Raw genomic sequence first — 23176 nt, 5'->3', positions numbered from 1 at the left:
GCGCGCAATCCCGAGGGGGGCCAGGGGGCGACCAGCGCCGCCCGAGTCGGGGGCTTTGCCCCTCATCGGGGTCCAGGGGCAGAGCCCCTGGCGGGGGTTCGGGCCGGCCCGGGGATGGGATGGGTAGGGGCGGCGGGGGCGAAAGCCCACAACCCGAACCACCATTTTGCGCAGATGTAACGCTTTTGCGGGACTGCGCTCCGGCCTCCGCAGTGTTTACGTGGTGTTGGACTTTCGGGATCCATCGTCACGGAGGTGTGCGCCATGCAGGACGCCGCACTGCGGCTCAAGACTCTCCTCGAACAGCTGCTGGGGGTCCCGCTCCCGGTGCGTCTGCGCGCCTGGGACGGTTCGGAAGCGGGTCCGCCGGGTGCCCCCGCCCTCGTCGTACGCAATCGCCGTGCAATCCGCCGACTGCTGTGGAAGCCGGGGGAACTGGGGCTGGCCCGGGCCTGGGTCGCCGGTGATCTGACCGTGGACGGTGACCTCTACACCGCCCTCGACCTGATGTCGGGGCTCGTCTGGGAGCGCGGAGAGGACGCCAGAAGCCTGGGCGAGACTCTGCGCGATCCCGAGGCACGGGCCGCCGTGCGCGGGCTCATGAGGATGGCGTGGCCCCCGCTGCCGCCCGCCCCGCCCCGCGAGGAGGTGCGCCGCCGCTCCCATCTGCACACCAAGCGCACCGACAGACGCGCCATCAGCCACCACTACGACGTCGGCAACGACTTCTACGAAATCGTCCTCGGGCCGTCCATGGTCTACTCGTGCGCGTACTGGCCCGCCCCGGACGCCACCCTCGAGGACGCCCAGCGCGACAAGCTCGAACTCATCGCCCGCAAGCTGGACTTGAAGCCGGGCGGGCGGCTGCTCGACGTCGGCTGCGGCTGGGGTTCGATGGCCATCCACGCCGCCCGCGAGCACGGCGCGAGCGTCGTCGGCGTCACGTTGTCGCACGAGCAGGCCGCGTACGCCCGTAAGCGCGTCGCCGACGAAGGGCTCACCGACCGCGTCGAGATCCGCGTCCAGGACTACCGTGACGTCGCGGACGGTCCGTACGACGCGATCTCCTCCATCGGCATGGCCGAACACGTCGGCAGCGAACGGTACTTGGAGTACGCGCGAACCCTGTTCGCCCTGCTCAAGCCGGGCGGGCGGCTCCTGAACCACCAGATCGGCCGTCGTCCGCATCGCGACGAATCGGCGTACGAGGTCGACGAGTTCATCGACGCGTATGTCTTCCCGGACGGCGAGCTCGCGCCCATCGGCAGCACCGTCACGCAACTGGAGCGCGCCGGCTTCGAGGTGCGCGACGTCGAATCGATCCGCGAGCACTACGCGCTCACCCTGCGCCACTGGGTCGCCAACCTGGAGGCCGGCTGGCCGCTCGCGGTCCGCCTCACCAGCCCCGGCCGCGCCCGCGTCTGGCGCCTCTACATGGCCGCTTCCGCCGTCGCCTTCGAACGCAACCGCATCGGCGTGAACCAGGTCCTCGCCGTGCGGACCCCCGAATCCGGAGCGTCCGGGATGCCGCTCCGGGCGCGCACCTGGGGCTGAAACGCTGAGGGCCCCGTTCCCTCCCGGCCTCCCGGGAACGGGGCCCTTGTGCGCGTACGGCTATTCCGCCTTGATCGCGTTCAGCATGTTCAGCTTCGCGGCGTTGCGGGCCGGCCACAGCGCGGCCAGGACGCCCACCAGACCGGCCAGCACCAGGAAGATCCCGATCCGGTCCCAGGGCAGGACCAGCGCGTAGCCCGGGATCTCTTCCGCGATGGTCTCGCCGATCGCCCAGCCGAGGAACGAGCCGAGACCGATGCCGATGACCGCGCCGAATACCGAGATGACCACGGCCTCCAGCCGGACCATCCGCTTCACCCGGCGCCGGTCGAGACCGATCGCACGCAGCATGCCGATCTCCTGCTGCCGTTCGAAGACCGACATCGCGAGCGTGTTGACGACGCCCAGCACCGCGATGATCAGGGCCATCGCCAGCAGGCCGTACATGATGTTCAGCATCGTGTTGATGACGCCGCCGAACTCGTCGCGGATGTCCTGCTTGTCCATGACCGTGATCGCGGGGTTGTCGCCCAGCGCGTCGATGAGGACCTTCTCGTTCGCCGCGGACTGGCCGCCCTCCACCTTCACGAAGATCTGCGGGATGTACGGCTTCACCTCGTGCTGGTTCACGATCTTGGTGTCGACGAGGACGGGAGAGAGGAACTCGCTGTCCTTGTAGACCGCGCCGACCGTCAGTGTGGCCTTCTTGTCGTCGGCGAAGGTGACGGAGAGGCTGTCGCCGGGCTTCCAGCCCTTGCTCTTGGCCGTCTTCTCCGCGACCGCGACCTGGCCCTTCGCGAGCGCGTCGACGTTGCCGTCGACGACGTCGACGTTCAGGACCTGCTCGATGTCGCCCGGCGTGACCGCCGAAGCGGACACGTAGTCGTCATCGACCTGGAAGTAGGCGTCCTGCTGCGGCGATACCGCGGACACGCCCTTGGCCTTCTCCAGCGCCGTCAGCGCGGACTGGTCGAGGTCCCCGCCGTTGGCCATCGAGACCATGTAGTCGGCCTTGATGTTGTCCGTGGTCATCTTGTCGATGGCCGTGCCGACCGTGGCACCGAGCACCGACAGGCCGGTCACCAGCGTCAGTCCGATCGCCAGCGCCGAGGCGGTGGCGCCGGTACGGCGCGGATTGCGGACCGCGTTCTGGCCGGCCAGCTTGCCGGACACCCCGAAGGGGCCGACCAGCAGCGGACGGACGAGCGCGATCACAGGCCGGGACAGCAGCGGGATCAGGATGATCACACCGACCAGCGCGAAGAACGCGCCCGCCGCGATGTACATCCGGCCGTCGTCGCCGCCGGCCGAGGCACCCGCCACGATCCCGGCCGCGCCGATCGCGGTGATGGCGGCACCGATGGAGTTGCGCACCACCAGCGACTTGGTCGTGGCCACCGCGTGGAGACTGCTCATGGCCGCCACCGGCGGGATCTTCGCGGCCCGGCGGCCGGGCAGCCAGGCGGCGAACATCGTGATCAGCACACCGACGCCGATCGCTGCGATCACCGGCGTGACGGACAGGATCAGCGGGCCGTCCGGCATCTTCATGCCGAACGCGGCCATCCCGGACCGCAGACCGATCGCGAGCCCGATGCCGAGGACGAAACCGATCAGCGAGGCGACCAGGCCCACCACCGCCGCCTCGGCGAGCACCGAGCGGGTGATCTGCTTGCGCGACGCACCGACGGCCCGCATCAGGGCGATCTCCTTCGTGCGCTGGGCGACCAGCATCGTGAAGGTGTTGGAGATCAGGAAGATCCCGACGAACAGCGCGATGCCCGCGAAGCCGAGCAGGACCTGCTTGAGGCTGCCCAGTCCCTGTTCGATCTGCTTGGCCTGCTCGTCCGCGAGCGCCTGGCCGGTCTGGACCTCGGCCGTCTCGGGCAGCAGCGGCTTGACCGCGTCCAGGATCTTCGCGTCGGACGTGCCGGGGGCGGCGGTGACGGTGACGCTCTCGAAGTAGCCCGGCTTGAGGTACTGCTTCTGGGCGACCGCGGTGTCGAAGAGGACGAGGCTGCCCCCGGCGTTCACGGCGCCGTCCTCGGTGGTGAACACACCGCTGAGGGTGTACTCCTTCACCGGTCCGTTGGTCGAGACCCGCACCCGGTCGCCGACCTGGTACTCGCCCTTGGTCGCGGATTCCTTGTCCAGGGCGATCTGATCGTCCTTCACCGGGCCCGAGCCGTCGGTGAACGTGTAGGCCGTGTCCTTGCCGCCCTTGCCGGGGGCGAAGTTGGAGCCCTTGTTGGACCAGCCGACGCCGATCAGCTTCCCGTCGGGGTCGGCGACTCCGGCGAAGCCCTCGACTCGGCCGTACACGCCGGCGACGCCGTCCACGGCGGAGATCTTGTCGAGAGTCTTCCGGGAGAGGCCGGGTTCTTCCTTGGGGTCGTCCGGGTCGGCGTACGAGGTGACGGCGACCGCGACGTTGTCGTAGCTCTTCGCCGACTGGTTGCGGAAGGCATTGGAGAGGGTGTCGGCGAAGACCAGGGTGCCGGACACGAACGCCACGCCGAGCATCACGGCGAGCACGGTCATCAACAACCTGGCCTTGTGCGCGAGCACGTTGCGCAGGGCGGTACGGAACATTGTGTCTTCTCAGTCCAGGAGGGGGGAGGGGAGAACAGGCCGGTGGGCGGGTCTGGCCCGTATGCCGGTGGCCGACTGCGGGCTCCAGTGAGGCGCGCCCCCTCAGGGGCGCGTGCTGTATCGATTTGAGGCTCTGCCGCGCGGGCGACCCCTTCTAGCGCGCGCCAGGGAACGCGCGCCCCTTTGGGTGCGCGGGGCTGTGCCAATTTGCGGCTCCGCCGCGCGGGCGCGACCAGCCCCCACCGGGGCCAAGCCCGAGATACGGCCTGGGGGCTTGGGGCGCAGCCCCAGTTGCCGCACAACCACCAGCGTCAGCTGGTGCGACCCTTGGCATCGAACTGCTTCATCCGGTCCAGCACGGCATCCGCCGTCGGCCCGTACACCTCATCGACGATGCGCCCGTCGGCGAGGAACACGACGCGGTCGGCGTAGGCAGCCGCGACGGGGTCGTGGGTGACCATCACCACGGTCTGCCCCAACTCCCGTACGGAGTTGCGGAGAAAGCCGAGCACCTCGGCACCGGAACGCGAGTCGAGGTTCCCGGTCGGTTCGTCACCGAAGATGATGTCCGGCTTCGAGGCGAGCGCCCGCGCCACCGCGACGCGCTGCTGCTGGCCGCCGGAGAGCTGGGCGGGCCGGTGGGAGAGACGGTCGCCCAGACCCACCATCCCGATCACCGAGTTCAGCCACTGCTTGTCGGCCTTGCGGCCCGCGATGTCCATCGGAAGGGTGATGTTCTCCAGGGCCGTCAACGTCGGCAGCAGATTGAACGCCTGGAAGATGAACCCGATCTTGTCCCGCCGAAGCTTCGTCAGCTGCTTGTCCTTGAGGGAGCCGAGCTCGGTGTCACCGATCCGCACGGAGCCGGACGAGAACGTGTCCAGGCCCGCCACACAGTGCATCAGCGTGGACTTGCCGGACCCCGAAGGACCCATGATCGCGGTGAACTCGGCCTGCCGGAAGTCGATGGAGACCCGGTCCAGGGCGACCACCTGGGTCTCGCCCTGTCCGTAGACCTTCGACAGATCCGAGGCACGCGCGGCCACGGCGGTGGCGCGGCCGGCGATGGGAGTAGTGGTGGTCACGGGGCAGTGCTCCTGTCGGTACGACGAGTGGGGAACGTGGCTTCCATAGTCGTCGCCGATCACTGCCGTGTAGTCACCCCCTGTTCCAGTTCTGAAGGGCGACTTCGGTCGGACCGTACGGCCCTGAGTCATACCTGGGGATGACACGTACCGCTGACAGGGTCATCGGTGACGGTTCGTCGGACGACCCTCGTTCGAGCGGTGAATTCACGTCATTCCGCATGTGTCGAGACGGCTCTGTGGAAGGGCTCGTGGCAAGTGCCGATGGCCCGTACGGTGGTCTGATGCACCCTCAGGCGTCAATAAAATAAGACAACATCGAGCCGACGGTCCGCTGTTCGAGGGATGTGTCCCGTTAGGCTCGGAACCTCAAAATGCGGAGCCCATGGCCTGCCCGGATGGTGGAATGCAGACACGGCGAGCTTAAACCTCGCTGCCCCAACGCGGGCGTGCCGGTTCAAGTCCGGTTCCGGGCACCACGCGAGAGACGGCGTCTGACCTGCCGAAATGGCGGGTAGACGCCATTCTTCTTTTGTGTGACGGGAACACGACGGGAACACCGGCGTACTCTGCCCGCCATGGCGAGCGTGCACGAGCGGAAGAACAAGGCTGGACAGGTCGTCAGCTATCAAGTGAAGTGGCGGCTCGGGGGATCCCGGTCGGCACCGTGGCAGACGGAGCGGTTCGACGACTCCGACTCGGCGGGTGTTCTGCAAAGCCGTCAATGACAACGGCCAGCAGTGGCCGCCCGGCTGGGTAAAAGGCCAGGGGTACATCGACCCGTCGGCGGGGGCTGAGGAACGGTACATCTTCAAGCATTTCGCCGCCGAGTGCATCAAGAACCGCACCGGGATCGAGGAGCGGTACCGGCAGGACTGCGTTCGAGAGTTGGAGACATACCTCAACCCGACGTTCGGCAACTGCGACATCCGCAGCACCGAGCATTTCAGCAAGGCGACCGTCGGGGCGTGGGTCAACGCCATGGCGAAGACGCACGTGTTCCGCGGCTCCAAGCGGAAGCTGATGAGCCCCAAGACACTCAAGAACCTTCACGGCCTGCTGTCGTCCATCCTCAACGAGGCCGTCGTCGCCGAGCCCCCGCTCCGCGACCGCAACCCCTGCCACCTCACCCGGCTCCCTCGCACCGATGAGGCCGGCATCGAGGACGACGAGGCGTCGGACGAGATGGAGTTCCTGACCCCGGAAGAGGTCGCCGGTCTCGTCGAGTGCCTGAAGCGCCCGGAGGACAAGGTGTTCGTCCGGGTCGCGTACGGCACGGGCATGCGGTGGGGCGAGATAACGGCGCTCGCCAAGCGGCACGCGACCAACCCGGCCCCGGGCGAGTTCCTGCTCAAGGTGACCCGGGCGTGGAAGCGGAAGCCGGAGGAGGGGTTCGTCCTCGGCAAGCCGAAGTCGAAGCAGTCGCGGCGCGCGGTCGACATCAGCGCCGGTCTGTGGCGCGAACTGCTGGACTACGGGCTCGCGGGCATGGCCAGCAATCACCTGATCTTCCACAACGGCAAGGGCGAGCGGCTGGTCTACTCGACGTTCTACGACCGGTGGATTGCGGCCGTCGCCGAGGCCAAGGAACGCGGGCTCCTGCCCGACTACAAGTTCCCGACGTTCCACGACTTGCGGCACTCGCACGCCGCGGCGGTGCTGTCGGACCGGCACAGCCTGACGTACCTTCAGCGGCGTCTGGGCCACGAGTCCATCAAGACGACGTCGGACCGGTACGGGCACCTGCTCAAGACCGCGCACGAGGGCGCCCTCGTCACGATCGACCGGGCGCTGGGCATCACGAGCACGGACCCGGCCGTCGCGGAGGAGGACATCGCCGAGAACGTCCCCGTGAGGGATCCGGGGCAGTCGCTGTACGTCGCGCATGTCGGCTCCAAGGTGCTGGGCTTCTGGAACGTCGACCACGCCGAGGAGACCGCGGCGCGGTGGGCGAGGGAGCACCGCGGCGCGGTGCGCGTCGAGAAGTGGTCGTGTGACTGGTGGATCCGCATGACGGGCGGCCACGTCGGTAGCGACTGCGGGCTCAGGAACGTCCGCGACGAGGTGCCGCACCGTGCGTGGATCTGGACCATGGGGCCGGCTGTGTACGCGGCTGACGGCACAGACGTCACCTTCACCTGGCCGGCCGGAGCCTTCACCGCGCCGCCGGTCGTCACCCTCGCCGTCCAGGCCGGGGACGGGTTCCGCTCAGCCCGGATCTCCGCGGATAGCGCGACGTCGACCACCGTCAACGTGCTGGCCGCCGCGGGGGTGACGCTTCTCGGGATCGGCGTCCCGGCCGCCGGAGCACCGGCGGCCGGGGGTCACCGTCCACGCCCACGCCATCGCCGCCTAGGTGTGCGCTCTGGGTCAGTTCGCGAGCGCCACCGAGTACCCGGCCGACAGGGTGCGGCGCTGGCCGACGCGGAGGAAGAAGTCACCATCCATGAGCTCTCTGCAATACGGGTCTCCGAAGAGGAAGCCGACGCTGTCCGTCCTGTTGTAGAAGGTGACGTCCCCCTTCGTGGGGTCGCTGGCGTGACAAGTCCTCGCGGGCGGGTTGATGTGCGCCGACACCTGGCCGAGCTGCACGACGAACAGCGCGCCCGTGGCCGCGTGCGCGGGCGTGGTCAACCCGATGGTGAGCAGGCAGGCGGCGGCCATCGCACCGGCCGTCGTGAGGATCTTGCGCATATGGGTTCTCCTCGATCGTGGGCGTCCCGTGAGTCAGCGCCTCGGATTGACGGTGTCATCTGCCGTCTGCCGCGGCATGTTGAGCGGCGGCGGCTTGCTGCATCCAGGTCACGGCACTGGCGCACCGTGCACGCTCACGTCGTCGCCACGTAGCGACACCCGTTCACGCCTAGACTCGATACGACGCGGCTGGTTGTGGGCCGGGCGACTCCACCTCTTCACGAGACATAGCCCCCTCATGGCCAACTGCTGCGGCGCTGCGCGCTGCACCTGCCGCGTCACCGCCGGCCCCGGCATCACCGTCGAGGGCAACGGCTCGGCCGGCGCCCCGTACGTCATCAGCGGCGGGGGAGGCACCACCGCACTCCAGGCAGCCGACACCCCCACCGTCGATGCCACCGTGACCGGCACCGGCGCGGCTGGCGATCCGTACGAGGTGAGCGCGGCCGTCATCCTCGACCCCGCCCCGCCCGGCGGCGGAACCAACCTGCTGGAGGCCGGTCCTGACGGCCTGTACGTCGAGTGTGCGGACGTGCGGACGTGCTTCTCAGCCGGGGACGGCGCGACCTACGACCAGACCACCGGCGAGATCAGCGCGCGGCTGTCGGCCGCAAGCGCGGGCGCTTCCAGTTCAGCATGCGCCAGTTGCGGGCCGACGTCGCGGAGCGCCTGGCGCACCCGGCGAGCTGGAGCCCGGAGCAGGCGAGCACCCCCCAGGAGGTCACCGTGGAGGGACCCGCGTACGTCAACCTCGGCCTGGAGCACAGCTACCAGTTTGCGCCCGGCCTGTGGGACGAGGTCGGTTTCACTGAGGAGTGGAACGACGAGCTCGGCCAACACCCGGCCGCCGGAGAGGTGTTCGTGGTCGGCCCGGGCCCGCTTCACCGGATCTCTGTCACTGCGGTGCGAGCACCTGCTGGCGGGCGACGTCGTCCAGGTCCGTATGAGCGAGTGGGAGGGCGCCAACCTCAAGAGGGTGCACCCGATCCACGAGGTGATGGGCACTGCGGGCGGCACCTACGCCGTGGTGCCCCTGGTCAAGCGGCTCGGTCCGGGCCGCTCCATGCGCGTCCGGCTGCTCAACCAGAGCGCCGGCGGGATCGAGGTAGCCAGCGCCGTCCTGAAGGCCCTGGTGTGGAAGGAGTCCTGACCTCATGAGCCTCAACGGTTTCCAACTCCCGGACGGCGGCGCGATCCTGCGCACCGCCGAGACCTACGCGCGCGACCTGTTCGAGCGGGTCATCACCAGCGCCGCCTACGGGTTCGTGGCCGCGTTCGTCCCGGCCCAGGCCGCCGACGCCTCCATGTGGTACGCCGCCGGTGGCGCCGCGGTCGGCGCGGTGGGCGCCCTCATCAAGGGCATGGTGGCCCGTGCGTTCGGTGACCCCAACTCCGCAAGCCTGTCCCGGAAGGTGTAGCAGGCATGACGACACCGGAGGCGGCAACGGAGCTGGAGGCCCTGAAGGCGAGACGCTGGCCGCTGGGCGTGCTCGGCGTCGTCGCTGGCGTGATCGGCACCCTCACGGCGGTGGTGTCCCTGTTCGTGCGCTGACCGCCTCCGGCGGCCCGAGACGGACGCCCGTCCCTGCTCGTCCAGCAGGGGCGGGCGCCTTTGCGTCGACTCTTGACCGATTTCCCTCGTGTGTAGGAGGTGCCGGTAAGAGAGGGTGTTACACAAGGGCATGATGGGTGGTGAACTGCGGCCCGCACAAAGGAGTGTGACCCTCAGTCATGTGCCCAGGAGGCCGCTGGCCCGGGTGGCGCAACTGGCAGACGCAACCGCCTTAAACGCGGAAAAGTGTGGGTTCGACTCCCACCCCGGGCACCAACCTGCCTCGGCCCGCCTCTTGGAAGGCGGGCCGCCCTGTTTATGGCATTCTGTGCGCTCCTTGTTCCCGGAGGGCGTTGTGGCTGCCGGCACCGATCTTGACGCCCTGCTCTCCAGGCTGCCGCAGCCGTCGCCGAGGCCGTGGGCGTACGACTGGTCAACCGGGCGACTGCCGTTCCCCTCCGCGAGTGACACGCCATCCGGCCACCTTGACCAATGGCCGAAAAGTAGTCCTCCTGCAAGAACGGCGAGCATATGACAGATAAACGATCTGTTCCGGACATTCAAACTAATAGCACTTTTTAGTGGACTTAAGCGGAAGGATCCAGCCGGGCAGCTCTTCAGGGACCCGATCCCGCAGAAAGGACGTGCCCGGCATGTGTTCCTGCGCCACGCCACCACACTGATTCTGTGCGACTCCACCCCGCTCGACCTCGCACCGAGACTGACGCTCACCGACACCGACCCCGAGCCGTACTTCCAGCCCAACCCGCCCGACGCCAACGTCAAGCACCGTGCCCTGGTGAGCGGGCAGCCGTTCTGGAACGGCGAAAGCGTCGCCATCGCTCCGCCGCCCGACGGCGAGAACAGCACCGCCGGCCGGGGCGTGCACCGCTACATCGCCGCACGCATCACCGCCGACGTTGCCGACCCCCTGCCCTGCGGAGCCGCCGGCGACGTCAGACTCACCGTCACCGGACGGGCGTGCAACCAGGGCCCCGCCTCCGGTGTGTACACCAGTGGCCGGTGGCGCATCGTGGACGGCAGCACCTCACCGGCGGCCGAGATCGTCGAACCCCAGGTCCTGCTCAGCGTCGGCGCCTCCGGCGCCTTCCCCGTCTGCCGCGACCTCTCCCTCACCGCCACCGTCCCCTATGACATGCTCGTCTCCGGGGACCTCGCCGTCGTGCTGGACCTGGAGACCCGCGACGAGAACGGCGGCAAAAAGACCTGGACCGCCGAGGACTTCACTCTCAACGCCACCCTCCCCAGGAGGGCCGGATACGGCAACCAGTTCCTGCGCACCTACCTGCGCGACTCCAACACGGGCGAAGTGATCCGCTGCATCGACAACGATCTGTACGGCAGTCCCTACTACCCATCGGGCGGCGTCGCCCAGTGCCAGTCGTGCACGTCATGACCGCCGCCCCCACCCGCCCGTAGACACATAGGACCTCCCTCAGCCTCCGGCCGCGGGCCCGGGTGGTCGTGGCTGGTGCCGTAGACCGGGCGGTGCAGCAGTGCGCGCGGGGCGCGATGGCGGTTCTGCGCAGGGGCAGTTGCACGGCCGGAGGCCATGGTGCTGCTACTCGTGTGCGAGGCCCCGCCCGGCCAGTCAGGTTGGGCGGGGTCTCGTCATGCTGCCGGTTCGACGTCGTCTCGAGTCGCCTCCGTCCACAGTGCGAGGAGGCGTTCGTACTCGGCGGTCCGCTTCCGTCCGGCGGGCTCGTCCATGAGCTGGCGGATGCTGTTGTTGATCTCGTTGGGGGCAGGAGTCATCCGGCCGTGAGGCCCGGAGGAGTTGGACATACCTCCAGCGTATGGGGCGGCACCGACATCCCCGCAGGCCGCTCTGTTCTATTCTGTTCGAGGCGGCTTCTCGCCTGAGCGGAATGGACACGCACCGTGGCCACGCCTACAGAGATCCCGTTGAAGGACTATCCGATGGGGGCGTGGGACTCCTCGGAGGAGGGCCAGTGCGCTAAGTGTCACGCCAAGTGCAAGCGCTACGGGACCGGGGACAATCCGCTGTGCCGTGACTGCTTCGCGAAGACCGCCGTGACGTGGGGGGCGGCAGTCCGGGAGAAGGGCTACAACGCCTGAGCGTGCCGTGGCTAGGCTCTCCGCATGACTGAGTATGTGCAGGTCTCGACCGCCACGCCCGCCCGTCAGGATGCCGTCGAACTGGCGAAGGGGGCAGTCCAAGGGCGGCTCGCGGCCGGGTCGCAGATCATCGGCCCCGTGGGTTCCGTGTTCTGGCACCTCGGAGAGTTCGGCGAGGGCGAGGAGTGGCGACTCCTGCTGACGACCACCGCGGAGCGATACCCAGAGTTGGAGAAGCACCTCCTGGAGAACCACCCGTGGGACAACCCGGAGGTGATCGCGACGCCGATCGTGAGCGGGGCGGCACGCGGCCTTCAGTGGATCGAGGACTCTGTGGCCCCGAAGCCCTAGGGGGCGTATCGAGTCGTGATCAATCTGCGGGATTCGCCCTCGGAGCGGGGCCTGGACCGGTAGACGTTCTTGCGTGACGCGAGTGCAACTGACGGACGAGGAATGGGAGTTCATCGAGCCGTACCTGCCGATCGGCGAGTACGGCCCGTATCCCGAGCGACTGCGGCAGCAGTTCGAGGGGGTGGTCTGGCGGTTCAAGACCGGCGGACAGTGGCGGGAGATGCCACAGGAGTTCGGCGCCTGGTCAACCGTCCACAACCGCTTCCGGCAGTGGCGCGACGGCGGCATCTTCGAGGCCCTGCTGGAGGGCCTGATCGCGGAAGCCGCGAAGCGGGGTGCGGTGGATCTGTCCCTGGTCAGCATCGACTCCACGACCGCGCGCGCTCACCACGACGCAGCCGGGATGCACCTGGCCCAGGACGTCCTCACCGTCCTGGAGAAGGCTGCCGCCGAGGCGGAAAAGGCCAAGTCAAAAGGGGCAGCCTCGAAGAACAAGACGGACAGGACACCGACACCGACCCTGAGCGCGAAGAGCGGCGACGCATCCGGCGTCGACGAAAACTCCGGCTGAAGGCCGCTCTCCTGGGACGTTCCAGAGGCGGGCAGACCAGCAAGGTCCACCTCGCCGCCGACCGCAAGTGCCGCCCGCTGGCGTTCGTGTTGACCGCGGGCCAGGCCGCGGACAGCCCGCAGTTCATCCCCGTCCTCAAGAAGTTACGGGTCCGCGGCCCCGTCGGGCGCCCCCGCACCCGGCCGGACGCGGTCGCCGCCGACAAGGCCTACTCCTCCCGCGACAACCGGACCCACCTGCGCAGACGCGGCATCAAGGCAGTGATCCCGGAGAAGAAGGACCAGGCCGCCAACCGGAGGAAGAAGGGCTCCGGAGGCGGTCGACCCGTCAGCCACGACGCCGACCTCTACAAGGAGAGGAACACCGTCGAGCGCCTGATCAACAAGCTCAAGGCCTGGCGAGGCATCGCCACCCGATATGACAAGACCCCAGACAGCTACCTCGCCGGCCTCCACCTGCGCGCCTCGATGATCTGGATCAAAGACCTCACCCGGACCACCCACTGATCACGACTCAATACGCGCCCTAGGACGCTGCCTTCTCCAAGACGCCACGAACGGCGGCCACGCTGCGGTGCTGGCCGAGCTGTGCCAGCACCGGGGCGAGTCGCTGCCGAGGACGCACGGAGGCGACACCGGCGGACAGATCCAGCGCCCGGCCGGTCACGGCGGCTGCTACCTCGATTTCGCCGGCGGAAATGTAGGCGTCGGCCAGCCACGACAGATACAGGGCTTTGTCCCGGGCGTGCGCGTCGTCGAAGCGGGACAGGGCGGACTCCAGCACGGGGACGGCCCGCAGGGGGCGGCGCAGCTCGGCCCAGCAGCGGCCGGTCATGGAAATCCACCCTGTGCAGACGAAAGTGCCCCGGGTCGGGATTTGGGTAGCGCCGACCTCGGGGCGTCGACGACTGCCAAGGAGTCGCCCTATGTCCGAGCGTACCCATCGGGCCCTGCCCACAAGTGGGTTGCTATCCAGCTGTCTTGATCCTGAAGAGACGGACTGTGAATTCCCCGACGGGTCGGCCAACGTCAACACCCCGCCGGTGCAGCCCACCAAGCTGGTGACCCAGGAGGAGCGGGAACTCGTCTCCCACTGGCTCCTGGCCGCCACGGATGACCGAGACCTGGCACGTAAGCAGTGGGCAGAGCAGGAGATCGCGCTCCTCGCATGCGGCGGCATCTTCGCCGCCGTCCGCATCCCCGCCCTCCTGGTATGGGCCGCGGCCGGGACGGACGAGCTCCCGGAGGTGGATGACTTCCTCCGCAAGACCCTCTACGGCGGCCCTGTGTTCATGGACATCCACGCCCACCAGTACTACCTCCTTGTGCCCGCGAGCACCGCGTGGCGCTGGAACGACCGGGACTTCCCTGGGGTTGCATGCCTCGGACGGGACCACTACCTCGGGGTGCCGGCGATCCGCCACACCACCCCGCGCGGACGCTCGTACTGGTGCGTCCCCCTGGACTCCCCCGCAGAGCTATGCACCTACCGGAACGTGGAGGTCTTGATCCGCGCGGGAATCCGGGCGCGCCGGATTGAGGGAATCGGCCGGTGACCCACGACGTGCTGGCGCCCGCGCCCGTGGCCGGGCTCCCGGCACCGCGCCGCGCTCCCCGCGAGGAACTGACGGCCGCCGCCGTAGGACCGGTGCCGTTCAACGTGCTGACGCCGACCGGGCGCCTGGACCAGGTCCTCACGGCGTGGGGCCGCGGGCACCTCGCGGAGGTTCCCGCCGGCCTCACCTTCGATGTCCTCCTCACCTCGGGCGCGGTGGCCGAGGAGACCATCCGGCGGATGCGTGCGGCCGGGCGCCGCGTGGGCCCTGTCGTCCTCGGCCCGTGCGGCGGGGAGTTCATCCTCGAACGAGGCTCGGCGCCGCGCTGGTCCGCGCCCCGCTCCCTCCTCCTCCGCCCAGGCACGCTGGTTCTCCTTCCGCCGCCCACCGTGTGCCAGCCGGAGACGGTGGCCTCCCGTGGCTGGCTCGTGCCTCCCTCCCACCGTGAGGCGGGCGCGCCGCTCGGCGACGGGCTGACGCCGGGCGGCACGCTCATCAGCCCGTACCTCCAGGCCGTTCAGGCTGTCCAGGCCGTGGAGGAAGCGGCGGCGCAGCTCCCATGACGCCGCCCCGGCCCGCCAAACATTCCCCAGGCGGGCCTGGGCGGTCCCGCCCTCACAGGAAGGCTCTGATCGTGTTGGCGTTGCCCCCGGCTCCGCCGGGAGTGGTCCCGTACATCGCTCGCTACAGCGAGGAAAAGCTCCTCAAACCGCGGATCGTCCAACACCCGCTGTTCCCTGGGGTGGCGTACGCGGATGAGACGCCTTACGACCGGGACTCCTTCGGCATGTTGTGGGTCCGCCCGGTGCTCCTCCCGAAGCGTCGGCGTGGGGAGCCACGGCTTCGGGAGATCCACGCGTACCGGCAGCGCCGGGCCATGGCGAACATGCTGTGCCAGGTCTGCACAAGGCCGCCCGAGGACCCGGACGAGCCGCCTCTCTTCCTCTTGAAGGACACCAGCGGCCTGGTGGTGGAGGGGGAACGCACCGCGAGCCCGCCGGTGTGCGTGCCATGTGCCGGGATCTCCATCCATCTCTGCCACGGCCTGCGCGGTGGCCACTACGTGGCGGCGAGGGCGATGTACACGCCGGCGTGGGGCGTCGCCGGTCTCGTCTACGACCCGGACACGCTCACGCCGCACCCCGGTAAGGACCTGGAGCGCGTGGAGTACGGCACGCCGCGCGCCGCCTGGACGGTGGCGGCCCGATCGGTCGTCGCGCTGTACGGCGTCACGCCCGTGGACCTGGACGAGGAGTTCGCCCGGTTCGGGATGGCCCGGCTGGAGGATGAGTTCGCCCGCGTCGCCGGACTGGTAGGCGCCGGGCTGTGATCTCCCCTTGCCACGTGTTGCCCTCCTCGGCGCGCGGCCGGGGTGAGACCGGGCTCCGGCAGCGCCGAGCCGGAGCCCTGCCACTTCTGACTCCTGCCCTGGTCGTGCTGCGTGAGTGCGTGCGGCCGGGGCGGGTCCCATCACCGTTCGATCCACGGAGGCCCCACCATGCACCGTCTGATCGCCAGCCCCTTTCTCGGGAAGCACCTCGTCCTGCGCCCCGGCAGCCCCTCGGGCGTACGCATCCATGAGAACCGGTACGAGCAACTGCGTGCGGCCACAAACGAAGACGTGTCGCCCCCGTCATGGCTGCACGAAGTAGCCGAGCAGGCATGGAACATGACCCTGCCGTCTGCCGGCCTAGGTGAGACGCTCCTCGTCCGCGAGCCGACGACGTACGGCTTCGCGCGCGCCTCGTGGGAGATCAACCTCGGCTGTGACTACGACTGCGAGTTCTGCTACCTCGGAGAGAAGAAGTTCGAGGGTCTCCCGTGGGAAGGCAAACGGCGGCTGTTGGAGATGATCCGCGACGCTGGCGTTCTGTGGCTTCAGATCACCGGCGGCGAAGCGCTGGTGGACCGCGAGTTCCCCGCGGCGTACGAGTATGCGAATCAGCTCGGCATGATGGTGCAGGTCTCTACGAACGGATCGCAGCTCCACAAGGAGCCGCTGCTCGACCTGTTCGACCGCTATCCGCCGTATCGGCTCACGCTGAGCCTGTACGGCGCGAGCGAGGAGACGTACGAGGCGGTCACCCGCAACCGCGGTAGCTTCGACCGATTCACGCGAGGGCTGGCCGCCGCCCGTGATGCGGGGCTACCGGTGAAGCTGAACGTCGTCGTCTCCGACCGCAACGCGCATGAGGTTGACGCGATGCGGGCGCTCGCCGACGAGTACGGCTTCCCGCATCAGGTCTACACGAACCTCTCTCCGACGATCAACGGCAACCCGAACCCGCTCGCCTCTCAAGCAGACGAGTACCTGAGCGCACGGAGCCCTTTCAAGGGCTGCAACGCCGGGCACACGTTCTTCCACGTCAACCCGCACGGCGTCGCGTCGATCTGCAAGGTCGGCCGCGATCCGCACGTGCAGCTCATGATCGAGGGCATCGACGCCCTGCCCCGACTCGGCGCGATCGCCGAGTCCCTCCATCTCCGCACCGGTGGCTGCTCCGGCTGCCAGCTCTCCGGCTCCTGCTGGACGTGCCGGCCGCTGGCGAAGCTTTACCAGGATGCGGATGCCGATAGGTCCCTGTACTGCCAACACGGAGGGAAGTAACCATGGCCACACCTACCGCGACGAGGACCAGGCCGAAGGCCGCGCCGGTCCCCGTCACCATCGGTCAGCGCCCGAGCGGCGGCACACTGACCGCACTGCCGCTCCCCGTCGACGTCGAGCCGATCGGCGAGGACGACATCGTGATCATCGGCGACCTCGACAAGGAGTCCGAGGCCACGATGTGCAACTGCTCGGCGAGCGACGACAACCCTTACTAGGCCGACACACCGCCTAGAGCGCTGCCCCGGCCGTACGCTGGCCGGGGCAGCACTGTCCCCCGACTTCGAGGAACCGCGCCCCGTGTCCATGCCCCGCCAGCACTTCCACCAGCTCCCCGCCGAGGTTCGTCAGGCGGTCGCCGACAAGACCGGTCCCATCCACGCCGCCCGAACCGTCGGCGGCGGGATGAATTCCGGTATCGCCGCCTACCTCGACACCGACAGCGGCCCAGTCTTCGTCAAGGGCATTCCCGCCGACCACCCCCAGGCCCCAGCGCAGCAGCGCGAGGCGGCAATCAACCCGTACCTTCCCCGCGCCTGTCCGCGCTTGTTCTGGCACCTTGAGACTGGCGGCTGGGATCTCCTCGGCTACGAGGTGCTCGCCGGGCGGCACGCCGACTACTCGCCCGGCTCACCCGATCTCCCGCTCGTCGCCGACGCGCTCGCTGAGCTCCAGGAGGTCACGGCCCCCGCCGGCGTCGCCATCAAGGCAGCCGAACAGCGGTGGGCCGCCTGCGCCCCGCCCGGCACCGCTGGCCTGTTCGCCGGGGACACGCTCCTGCACACCGACTTCGCTCCGGACAACGTCCTCATTGCCGAGCGGGCTCACCTCATCGACTGGGCATGGCCGACGCGCGGCGCGGCGTGGATCGATCCGGCAGTGCTGATCCTCCGCCTCGTGGATGGCGGCCACGCGGTCGAGGAGGCCGAGGCGTTCGCGCAGACCTTCCCCTCCTGGCGGGCAGCCGACCCGGCAGCGAAAGCGGCATTCGGGATTGCCAACCGCGCCCTATGGGCGGAAATCGCACAGGGAGAGGCGACAGAGTGGAAGCGCGGAATGGCCCAGCGTGCCGAAGAGCTGGCGGCATTCCTGCAACCAGCCTGACAGGGATTCGGTCTGGCAAGTCCCGAGTGGCATCCTTCATTTGGCTCGACGGGAGAGTTTCGGCCGTACCTGTGCGCGGAATTGACCGGGCCTCGACCGGGAAGTAGTCCATGTCGTTCTTGGCTCTCCTTGCCGAGGGATATCGCAGGTAGGAGCCATAGGCCCGCCTTGATCGACCGACTTGAGAAGGGGTGGCGGCCTGGCTGGGTGAAAGGCCAGGGGTACATCGACCCGTCGGCGGGGGTCGAGGAGCGGTGCATCTTCAAGCATTTCGCCGCCGAGTGCATCAAGAACCGCACCGGGATCGAGGAGCGGTACCGGCAGGACTGCGTTCGAGAGTTGGAGACATGCCTCAACCCGAGGTTCGGCAACTGCGACATCCGCAGCACCGAGCACCTCAGCAAGGCGACCGTCGGGGCTGAGGATCTGCTCGCTCCATCCGGGGCGGGCCGCGGTGAACGGCCGTGATGCGGTCACCTGACGGCGCGGTCACCGGGAGAGCCAGGGGCGGTAGCCGGCGGCCCGGGGCGGCAACACGTACAACATCACGAACCACAACCGGCTGTGGAGCCGCTCCTCGACCCGCACCTGAAAGTGTCCGGCCGGATGAGCCCTGGCTGTTGGCCGGGGCCTATCGGCGAACCGCACACAGGTCACAAGTAGTGCAAGCCCACCTGAAAGAACGTCGGGTCCCGCTTTACTGCCACAACCATCTGCACGCTCGGAATAGGAACGCACACGATGGACGAGCCGACCAACTTCCCGCCCCCGATGCCCAGCGTTCCACCGAAGACCCCGGGGGCACGCAAACCGTTCCTGCTCGGTCTGGCGACAGGGATTGCGGCAGCCTCCCTGGCGGCTGGGGGGCTCTTCTTGGCCCTGGGGGACGAGGAAGAGCCCCAGAGGCCGGCAGCGGCCGACTCCAAGCCCACAGCCACAGCAGCCGATGTGGAGGCCGTAGAAGAGACCACCGAAGAGCCGGAGGAGCTGTACAACGGCTCCCCCACGCCCGACGATTTCACGGTGACTCTGAAGACTGCGCGCAAGCAGTGCTTCGGCTCCGCCGGATGCAATGTCACCGTCGACCCGGAGGTCTCCTACGAGGGCCTGCTGCCGCCCGACCCCGACAAGGTCTACTCGATCACCTACGAGATTCGCGGGGATGACAGCGGGCCCGTCATCGAGACGATGGAGTTGAGCAACCAGGACGAGCTCTCCTACTCGGAGGTCTCGCTCACCACCAGGAGCAACGCCACCAAGGTTGCCGCCAAGGTGACTGACGTCCAAATCTCCGAGTAGGAAAGGAGTCTGCCAAGGGGGCCGTGCGGGGAACGTACGGGCCCCTTGGCGTCGCAAGCGTGCATGGGGTGGGTCACGGTCGCGCGCACCGGTGGTTCCCGCTCCCCGTACGGATCCCGACGCGCAGGCCCGGCAACTGGCGCCGGACAGTACGGCTGGGGCAGCATCCTCAAGGCCTGGGAGGAGAACGGCGCCGCCCGTGGGCCGAACCGCCCACGGGCGGCGCCGATCTTCACCGTGCCGGGCCGCACGGGCGGGGCTACCGGCGGTTGCTGCGCCATTTCTCCCAGAGGGGCCCGACGGCCACTGAGAGCAACCCCACGGCAGCGGCAACCAACGCCGAGCGGAGGGTGACCTCTCCCTCGAAGGCGAACTGCATGACGAGCAGGATCGCAACGACGCTGGCAAAGGTCACGGCTGCGCTACGAGCAGTGCCCACGGGTTCTCCTCGCTCTGAGCTCTCCGGCGTTAGCATGCGACCTTCTTCCACTCGGGCCAACCGATGACGACACCGATCGGGGCGTAGGGCAGCCGGATCTGGACACAGCGGTTCTGGCTCGCGGCGTCCTTGAAGGTCTTCCGCACGCTCTGGGACGACGCGCCAAGAGTCCCACGGCAGATGGTCCGCACGGGTATGTTGCGAACCCGGTTCGGGACCTTCTGACATGCCGCGACGACGGCGGATGCCGCATCGCTGTACGGGGCGATGGAGGCTGTCTCGGAACGGTTGAACTTCACGTAGATTCCGCGGCCGAACGAGACCCTCGGGTCGGCGACCACAGGAAAGGCAGTGTCCGACGTGACGTGGATCTGCTGGATGAGCGTGCTGCCTTCCAGCCGGTAGGTGGTGGGAACGTCGTTGCCGGCGGCGTCCTTGGCCCACGGAGCGTCGATGGCACCGATGGCCACGCTGGTGTCGGCGTCGATGCGCTCGACGATCTCGTAACCGCCGTCAGCGGTTGCCACCAGCTCCGAACCAGCCGGGAGGTCCAGATCGAAACGCTGGTTGGCAGGTGCCTTGCTGTCCTTGAGGGTGATCAGGCTCCGGACCGCGCCGTCGACCGTGGGCTGGACCGACAGGTCGGTAGAGGGAGCGGCGTCCGGATACACGATCGTGCCGGCGGCGCTCTCGACACCGGCAACACTCTTGGTGCTCGGAAGAGCGACGCCCATCGTCGTCCCGTCCGGCGCGATGGTCTCTACCGTTCCGTCGGACACAGCCGGAACGGCCAGAGTGATCTTTCCGTCGGCCGTGTCCGTCACTACCCTGCCCACCTCGTCCCTTGCTCCTGCCGTGGTCGGCACGAGGTCGTGGGTTCCTGTGATGCGCTCGACAATGGCCGCGGCCCGGACGGGCTCCGATGCCGCTGCGTCGGCAGCCGCGGGCGAAGTCATGTTCAACACGAGCCAGCCGCTGGCCGCAAGGGCGACGGATCCGTTGGCTATTCGCTGTCGGTAACTCATATGTGCACCCCCCGTTCAGAGTTTCGTAGACGTCGGACTGCAGCCGGTCGCATGGACTCGGGGCAGTTGACGTCCAGGCCCGTATTGCGCCCCCTTGGTCATGGAGGGCGCCAGAACCTTCTTGATCACGAGCACCGTATCCGGCCTTCGCCGCCATCACTGTGACGGCAGCCACAATTCCGCCTCAGGTCTGGCTCAACGATGTGTCACTTACACGACGGACAGCAGCAAGGGCTGCGGCCGAGAGGTCAACCTGCGCCCCAATGTCCGGCGCGCCTCGTCGAAACTCTCGCAAACGGTCCTTCGGCGTTCATGAGTTGGGGCTCCTGCTCGGACGCGCTCCGCGCCCCGTTCCAGCCTGGAAACCGGAGCGGGCCGCACGCGTGTTCAGGCGGCCTTGCCCCAGTCGTCGGGGTGGTCGTGGGCCTCGGCCCAGCTCCAGGCGCCGCTGGCACTCCTCGGTCCGGGAGGAGTCGGCGGGCCGCGACGTGAGGTGTCGGATCGCGTCGTTGACAACGTCCGCAGCAGGGCAGTGCGAACAGCCCGAAGACCGGGAGGAGGGCATACGGTCACGGTATGGGCGGGGTCCGACACCGCCCGCATGATGATCATTTGGAGATGCGGGTCGCCGCACTGCTGGAGGCCCACCCTCTCGCGAAGGTCCTGACCTCCATGCCCGAGGTCGCCGTCAGGACCGGTGCCCGCATCCTTGCCGAGGTCGGCGACGCCAGCGCGTTCCCCACCGCCGCCCACCTGGCCTGCTACGCGGGGACTGACGCCCACCATGCGTCGTTCCGGGACCTCCAGCCGGGGCGAAGGACCGCCCCGCGGCGGCAACAAGACGCTCAAGCGGGAGAGATTCGGCCATAGTCGTGCGTGGAGTTGGCCGGGCCTCGACCAGGAAGCGGTCTATGTCCTGCTCGGCCCCCCTGGTCAAGGAATATCGCAGGTAGGGGCGACAGGCCCGCCTGATCGACCGACCTGAGAAGGGAGCATGTTCCCGGCTGTGTTCCCAGAGGAACACGCCCGTGGGCTGAGGCGAGGAGATCCGGGAAGATCCGGGGAGGTACGGGCCGATTCTCACAGCTCAGGGAATCCTCGCAGGTCACCGGGGGTGTCGGTACAGGTTCAAGTCCGGCTCCGGGCACCACCGACCCTCCCGAGGGCCCGCGTCTTTCCTGCATCGTGCATTGAAGACTTCACACCGCGCACCCGTTGACAGCGGCGGTATGTCGTCGGAGACTCACGCTGGAACTTCAGTGAAGTAAATTTCACCACGCGAACAACGCTCACACTACACGACCGCACGAACAGCGCGAAGGGGCATGCCGATGCGTACCACCGTCGGGATCATCGGGGCCGGACCGGCCGGACTGCTGCTGGCGCGGCTGTTGCACAACGCGGGGATCGACTCGGTCGTCTTGGAGAGCCGCGACCGCGCGTACGTCGAGCATCGGCAGCGGGCCGGAATCCTGGAGCAGGGCACGGTCGACGTGCTGCGCGCGGCCGGCGCCGGCGGGCGCATGGACCGCGAGGGGCTGCGGCACGACGGGATCGAGCTGCGCTTCGCGAAGAGGCGCCACCGTGTCGACTTCCCCGGGCTCACCGGCGGCCGGTCGGTGATGGTGTACGCGCAGACGGAGGTCTGCAAGGATCTCATCGCGCTCCAGCTCAAGGAGGGCGGCCCGCTGCTGTTCGAGGCGGAGGCGCTGGCCGTGGAGGGGGCGGACAGTGACAGCCCGCGCGTGCGCTTCAGGCACGAAGGGCGCGAGGACGTCCTGGAGTGCGACTACGTCGTCGGCTGCGACGGCTTCTGGGGTGTGGCCCGGGGGGCGATCCCCGAGGAGCTCACGCAGGTCTTCGAGCGGACGTACCCCTTCGGCTGGCTCGGCATCCTCGCCGACGTACCGCCCTCGCACGACGAACTCGTCTACGCGCACCACGACCGCGGCTTCGCCCTGCTGAGCATGCGTTCCCCGCAGGTCTCCCGCCTCTACCTCCAGGTGCCCGAGGGCACGGACGCCGAGGAGTGGAGCGACGAGGCGATCTGGGACGAGCTGGAGCGCCGCTTCGAGACGGCCGACGACTGGAAGCTCGAGAGGGGCCCGATCACGCAGAAGTCCGTGACGCCGATGCGCTCCTACGTCCACGAGCCCATGCGCCACGGACGGCTCTTCCTTGCCGGGGACGCCGCCCATATCGTGCCGCCCACCGGAGCGAAGGGCCTGAACCTCGCCGTCGGCGACGTCGTCACCTTCGCGCGGGCGCTCGTCCATCTGAAGGAGACCGGTTCGGCCGAGCGCCTCGACGCGTACTCCGAGACCTGTCTGCGCCGCGTCTGGCAGGCCGAGCGCTTCTCGTACGCGATGACGACCCTCCTGCACCGCACGCCCGGCGCGACCCCCTTCGAGGACCGCATCCAGCTCGCTCGCCTCGACCGGATCACCGCCGCCCGCTCGGCGGAACAGGACCTCGCCGAGTGTTACACGGGCTTCCCGCTGGAGTGATCCGCCGGGAGTACCACGATCGGGGGAACCGGAAGAGCCCGTACCTGCGTTGTAACGGTGCTGGGAATGCTGGATTGAACAGTGGCGTTCCCGGTCACAACAGAGGAAAGATCCTCCCCAAGCACTAGAGGCATTCCTTT

23 protein-coding genes, 2 tRNA genes and 2 pseudogenes are annotated in these 23176 nt (G+C 68.5%); 21 read left to right on the top strand and 6 right to left on the bottom strand.

What is annotated here, in order from left to right; all coding sequences use genetic code 11:
- The first annotated feature begins 264 nt into the window (after positions 1 to 264).
- Positions 265 to 1554 (top strand): class I SAM-dependent methyltransferase, encoded by a 1290-nt coding sequence (locus ABD357_RS02565; RefSeq protein WP_344387168.1) that lies wholly within the window; start codon positions 265 to 267, stop codon positions 1552 to 1554.
- Positions 1555 to 1614: 60 nt separating this feature from the next.
- Here ABD357_RS02565 and ABD357_RS02560 read toward each other — a convergent pair whose 3' ends face one another.
- Entirely contained in the window at positions 1615 to 4146 is a 2532-nt protein-coding gene (locus tag ABD357_RS02560; protein ID WP_344387167.1) for an ABC transporter permease, read from the bottom strand.
- A 311-nt stretch (positions 4147 to 4457) separates the two neighbouring features.
- The gene (locus tag ABD357_RS02555; RefSeq protein WP_344387166.1) at positions 4458 to 5231 is read right to left on the bottom strand and encodes an ABC transporter ATP-binding protein; all 774 of its coding nucleotides are present in this window, start codon (positions 5229 to 5231) and stop codon (positions 4458 to 4460) included.
- A 392-nt stretch (positions 5232 to 5623) separates the two neighbouring features.
- On the opposite strand from ABD357_RS02555, the gene ABD357_RS02550 reads away from it, so the two are divergent.
- The 7 genes from ABD357_RS02550 (at position 5624) to ABD357_RS02520 (ending at position 10894) form a co-directional block, all read left to right on the top strand.
- Positions 5624 to 5710: transfer RNA gene (locus ABD357_RS02550), tRNA-Leu, on the top strand.
- A gap of 226 nt (positions 5711 to 5936) precedes the next feature.
- Entirely contained in the window at positions 5937 to 8078 is a 2142-nt protein-coding gene (locus ABD357_RS02545; RefSeq protein WP_344387164.1) for a tyrosine-type recombinase/integrase, read from the top strand.
- An 85-nt stretch (positions 8079 to 8163) separates the two neighbouring features.
- Entirely contained in the window at positions 8164 to 9075 is a 912-nt protein-coding gene (locus tag ABD357_RS02540) for a hypothetical protein (protein ID WP_344387162.1), read from the top strand.
- A 4-nt stretch (positions 9076 to 9079) separates the two neighbouring features.
- Positions 9080 to 9343 (top strand): hypothetical protein, encoded by a 264-nt coding sequence (locus ABD357_RS02535; protein ID WP_344387160.1) that lies wholly within the window; start codon positions 9080 to 9082, stop codon positions 9341 to 9343.
- 5 nt (positions 9344 to 9348) lie between these two features.
- Positions 9349 to 9477, top strand: a complete 129-nt coding sequence (locus ABD357_RS02530) for a hypothetical protein (RefSeq protein ID WP_344387159.1) — start codon at positions 9349 to 9351, stop codon at positions 9475 to 9477.
- Positions 9478 to 9676: 199 nt separating this feature from the next.
- A tRNA-Leu gene (locus ABD357_RS02525) sits at positions 9677 to 9753 on the top strand.
- Between the two features lie 379 nt (positions 9754 to 10132).
- Positions 10133 to 10894, top strand: coding sequence for a hypothetical protein (locus tag ABD357_RS02520; protein ID WP_344387158.1), 762 nt, complete (start codon positions 10133 to 10135; stop codon positions 10892 to 10894).
- Between the two features lie 215 nt (positions 10895 to 11109).
- Here ABD357_RS02520 and ABD357_RS02515 read toward each other — a convergent pair whose 3' ends face one another.
- The gene (locus tag ABD357_RS02515; RefSeq protein WP_344387157.1) at positions 11110 to 11283 is read right to left on the bottom strand and encodes a hypothetical protein; all 174 of its coding nucleotides are present in this window, start codon (positions 11281 to 11283) and stop codon (positions 11110 to 11112) included.
- A gap of 96 nt (positions 11284 to 11379) precedes the next feature.
- Between ABD357_RS02515 and ABD357_RS02510 the strand changes: the two genes are divergently transcribed.
- From ABD357_RS02510 to ABD357_RS02500, 3 genes and pseudogenes are all read left to right on the top strand, one after another.
- Entirely contained in the window at positions 11380 to 11577 is a 198-nt protein-coding gene (locus ABD357_RS02510; protein ID WP_344387155.1) for a hypothetical protein, read from the top strand.
- A gap of 24 nt (positions 11578 to 11601) precedes the next feature.
- Complete coding sequence (gene cutA, locus ABD357_RS02505) at positions 11602 to 11928, top strand: divalent-cation tolerance protein CutA (protein WP_344387154.1); 327 nt, start codon at positions 11602 to 11604, stop codon at positions 11926 to 11928.
- Between the two features lie 73 nt (positions 11929 to 12001).
- Positions 12002 to 13005: pseudogene (locus ABD357_RS02500) on the top strand (IS5 family transposase).
- A gap of 19 nt (positions 13006 to 13024) precedes the next feature.
- On the opposite strand, the gene ABD357_RS02495 reads toward ABD357_RS02500, so the two are convergent.
- Positions 13025 to 13333: an NsdA family TPR-like regulatory protein gene (locus ABD357_RS02495; protein WP_344387152.1), complete on the bottom strand. Its 309-nt coding sequence runs from the start codon at positions 13331 to 13333 to the stop codon at positions 13025 to 13027.
- Between the two features lie 91 nt (positions 13334 to 13424).
- On the opposite strand from ABD357_RS02495, the gene ABD357_RS02490 reads away from it, so the two are divergent.
- From ABD357_RS02490 to ABD357_RS02455, 8 genes are all read left to right on the top strand, one after another.
- Positions 13425 to 14054: a bifunctional DNA primase/polymerase gene (locus ABD357_RS02490; protein WP_344387151.1), complete on the top strand. Its 630-nt coding sequence runs from the start codon at positions 13425 to 13427 to the stop codon at positions 14052 to 14054.
- Complete coding sequence (locus ABD357_RS02485; RefSeq protein WP_344387149.1) at positions 14051 to 14617, top strand: hypothetical protein; 567 nt, start codon at positions 14051 to 14053, stop codon at positions 14615 to 14617. The genes ABD357_RS02490 and ABD357_RS02485 overlap by 4 nt, the downstream gene beginning before the upstream one ends.
- Before the next feature lie 71 nt (positions 14618 to 14688).
- On the top strand, positions 14689 to 15384 hold the full coding sequence (locus tag ABD357_RS02480) for a hypothetical protein (RefSeq protein WP_344387148.1): 696 nt from the start codon (positions 14689 to 14691) through the stop codon (positions 15382 to 15384).
- A 168-nt stretch (positions 15385 to 15552) separates the two neighbouring features.
- Positions 15553 to 16662 carry a radical SAM protein gene (locus ABD357_RS02475; RefSeq protein WP_344387147.1) on the top strand — a complete coding sequence of 370 codons (1110 nt, stop codon included), beginning with the start codon at positions 15553 to 15555 and terminating at the stop codon, positions 16660 to 16662.
- 2 nt (positions 16663 to 16664) lie between these two features.
- Positions 16665 to 16880, top strand: a complete 216-nt coding sequence (locus ABD357_RS02470; protein ID WP_344387146.1) for a hypothetical protein — start codon at positions 16665 to 16667, stop codon at positions 16878 to 16880.
- Positions 16881 to 16968: 88 nt separating this feature from the next.
- The gene (locus ABD357_RS02465) at positions 16969 to 17766 is read left to right on the top strand and encodes a phosphotransferase family protein (protein ID WP_344387182.1); all 798 of its coding nucleotides are present in this window, start codon (positions 16969 to 16971) and stop codon (positions 17764 to 17766) included.
- A 168-nt stretch (positions 17767 to 17934) separates the two neighbouring features.
- Positions 17935 to 18234 (top strand): hypothetical protein, encoded by a 300-nt coding sequence (locus ABD357_RS02460; protein ID WP_344387145.1) that lies wholly within the window; start codon positions 17935 to 17937, stop codon positions 18232 to 18234.
- 273 nt (positions 18235 to 18507) lie between these two features.
- Complete coding sequence (locus ABD357_RS02455) at positions 18508 to 19065, top strand: hypothetical protein (protein WP_344387144.1); 558 nt, start codon at positions 18508 to 18510, stop codon at positions 19063 to 19065.
- Positions 19066 to 19324: 259 nt separating this feature from the next.
- On the opposite strand, the gene ABD357_RS02450 is transcribed toward ABD357_RS02455, so the two are convergent.
- Together ABD357_RS02450 and ABD357_RS02445 are read right to left on the bottom strand one after the other, a co-directional pair.
- A complete protein-coding gene (locus tag ABD357_RS02450; RefSeq protein ID WP_344387143.1) occupies positions 19325 to 19504 on the bottom strand; it encodes a hypothetical protein in 180 nt (59 codons plus the stop codon).
- A gap of 29 nt (positions 19505 to 19533) precedes the next feature.
- Positions 19534 to 20328: a hypothetical protein gene (locus tag ABD357_RS02445; protein WP_344387141.1), complete on the bottom strand. Its 795-nt coding sequence runs from the start codon at positions 20326 to 20328 to the stop codon at positions 19534 to 19536.
- An 831-nt stretch (positions 20329 to 21159) separates the two neighbouring features.
- Between ABD357_RS02445 and ABD357_RS02440 the strand changes: the two are divergent.
- Positions 21160 to 21391 (top strand): annotated as a pseudogene (locus ABD357_RS02440) (IS110 family transposase); the annotation flags it as partial.
- Between the two features lie 469 nt (positions 21392 to 21860).
- On the top strand, positions 21861 to 23036 hold the full coding sequence (locus ABD357_RS02435) for a 4-hydroxybenzoate 3-monooxygenase (protein WP_344387140.1): 1176 nt from the start codon (positions 21861 to 21863) through the stop codon (positions 23034 to 23036).
- Positions 23037 to 23176 lie beyond the last annotated feature (140 nt).

This window comes from Streptomyces vastus (assembly GCF_039532825.1).
Classification (GTDB): domain Bacteria; phylum Actinomycetota; class Actinomycetes; order Streptomycetales; family Streptomycetaceae; genus Streptomyces; species Streptomyces vastus.
This window is presented reverse-complemented; position numbering and strand designations above follow the sequence as displayed.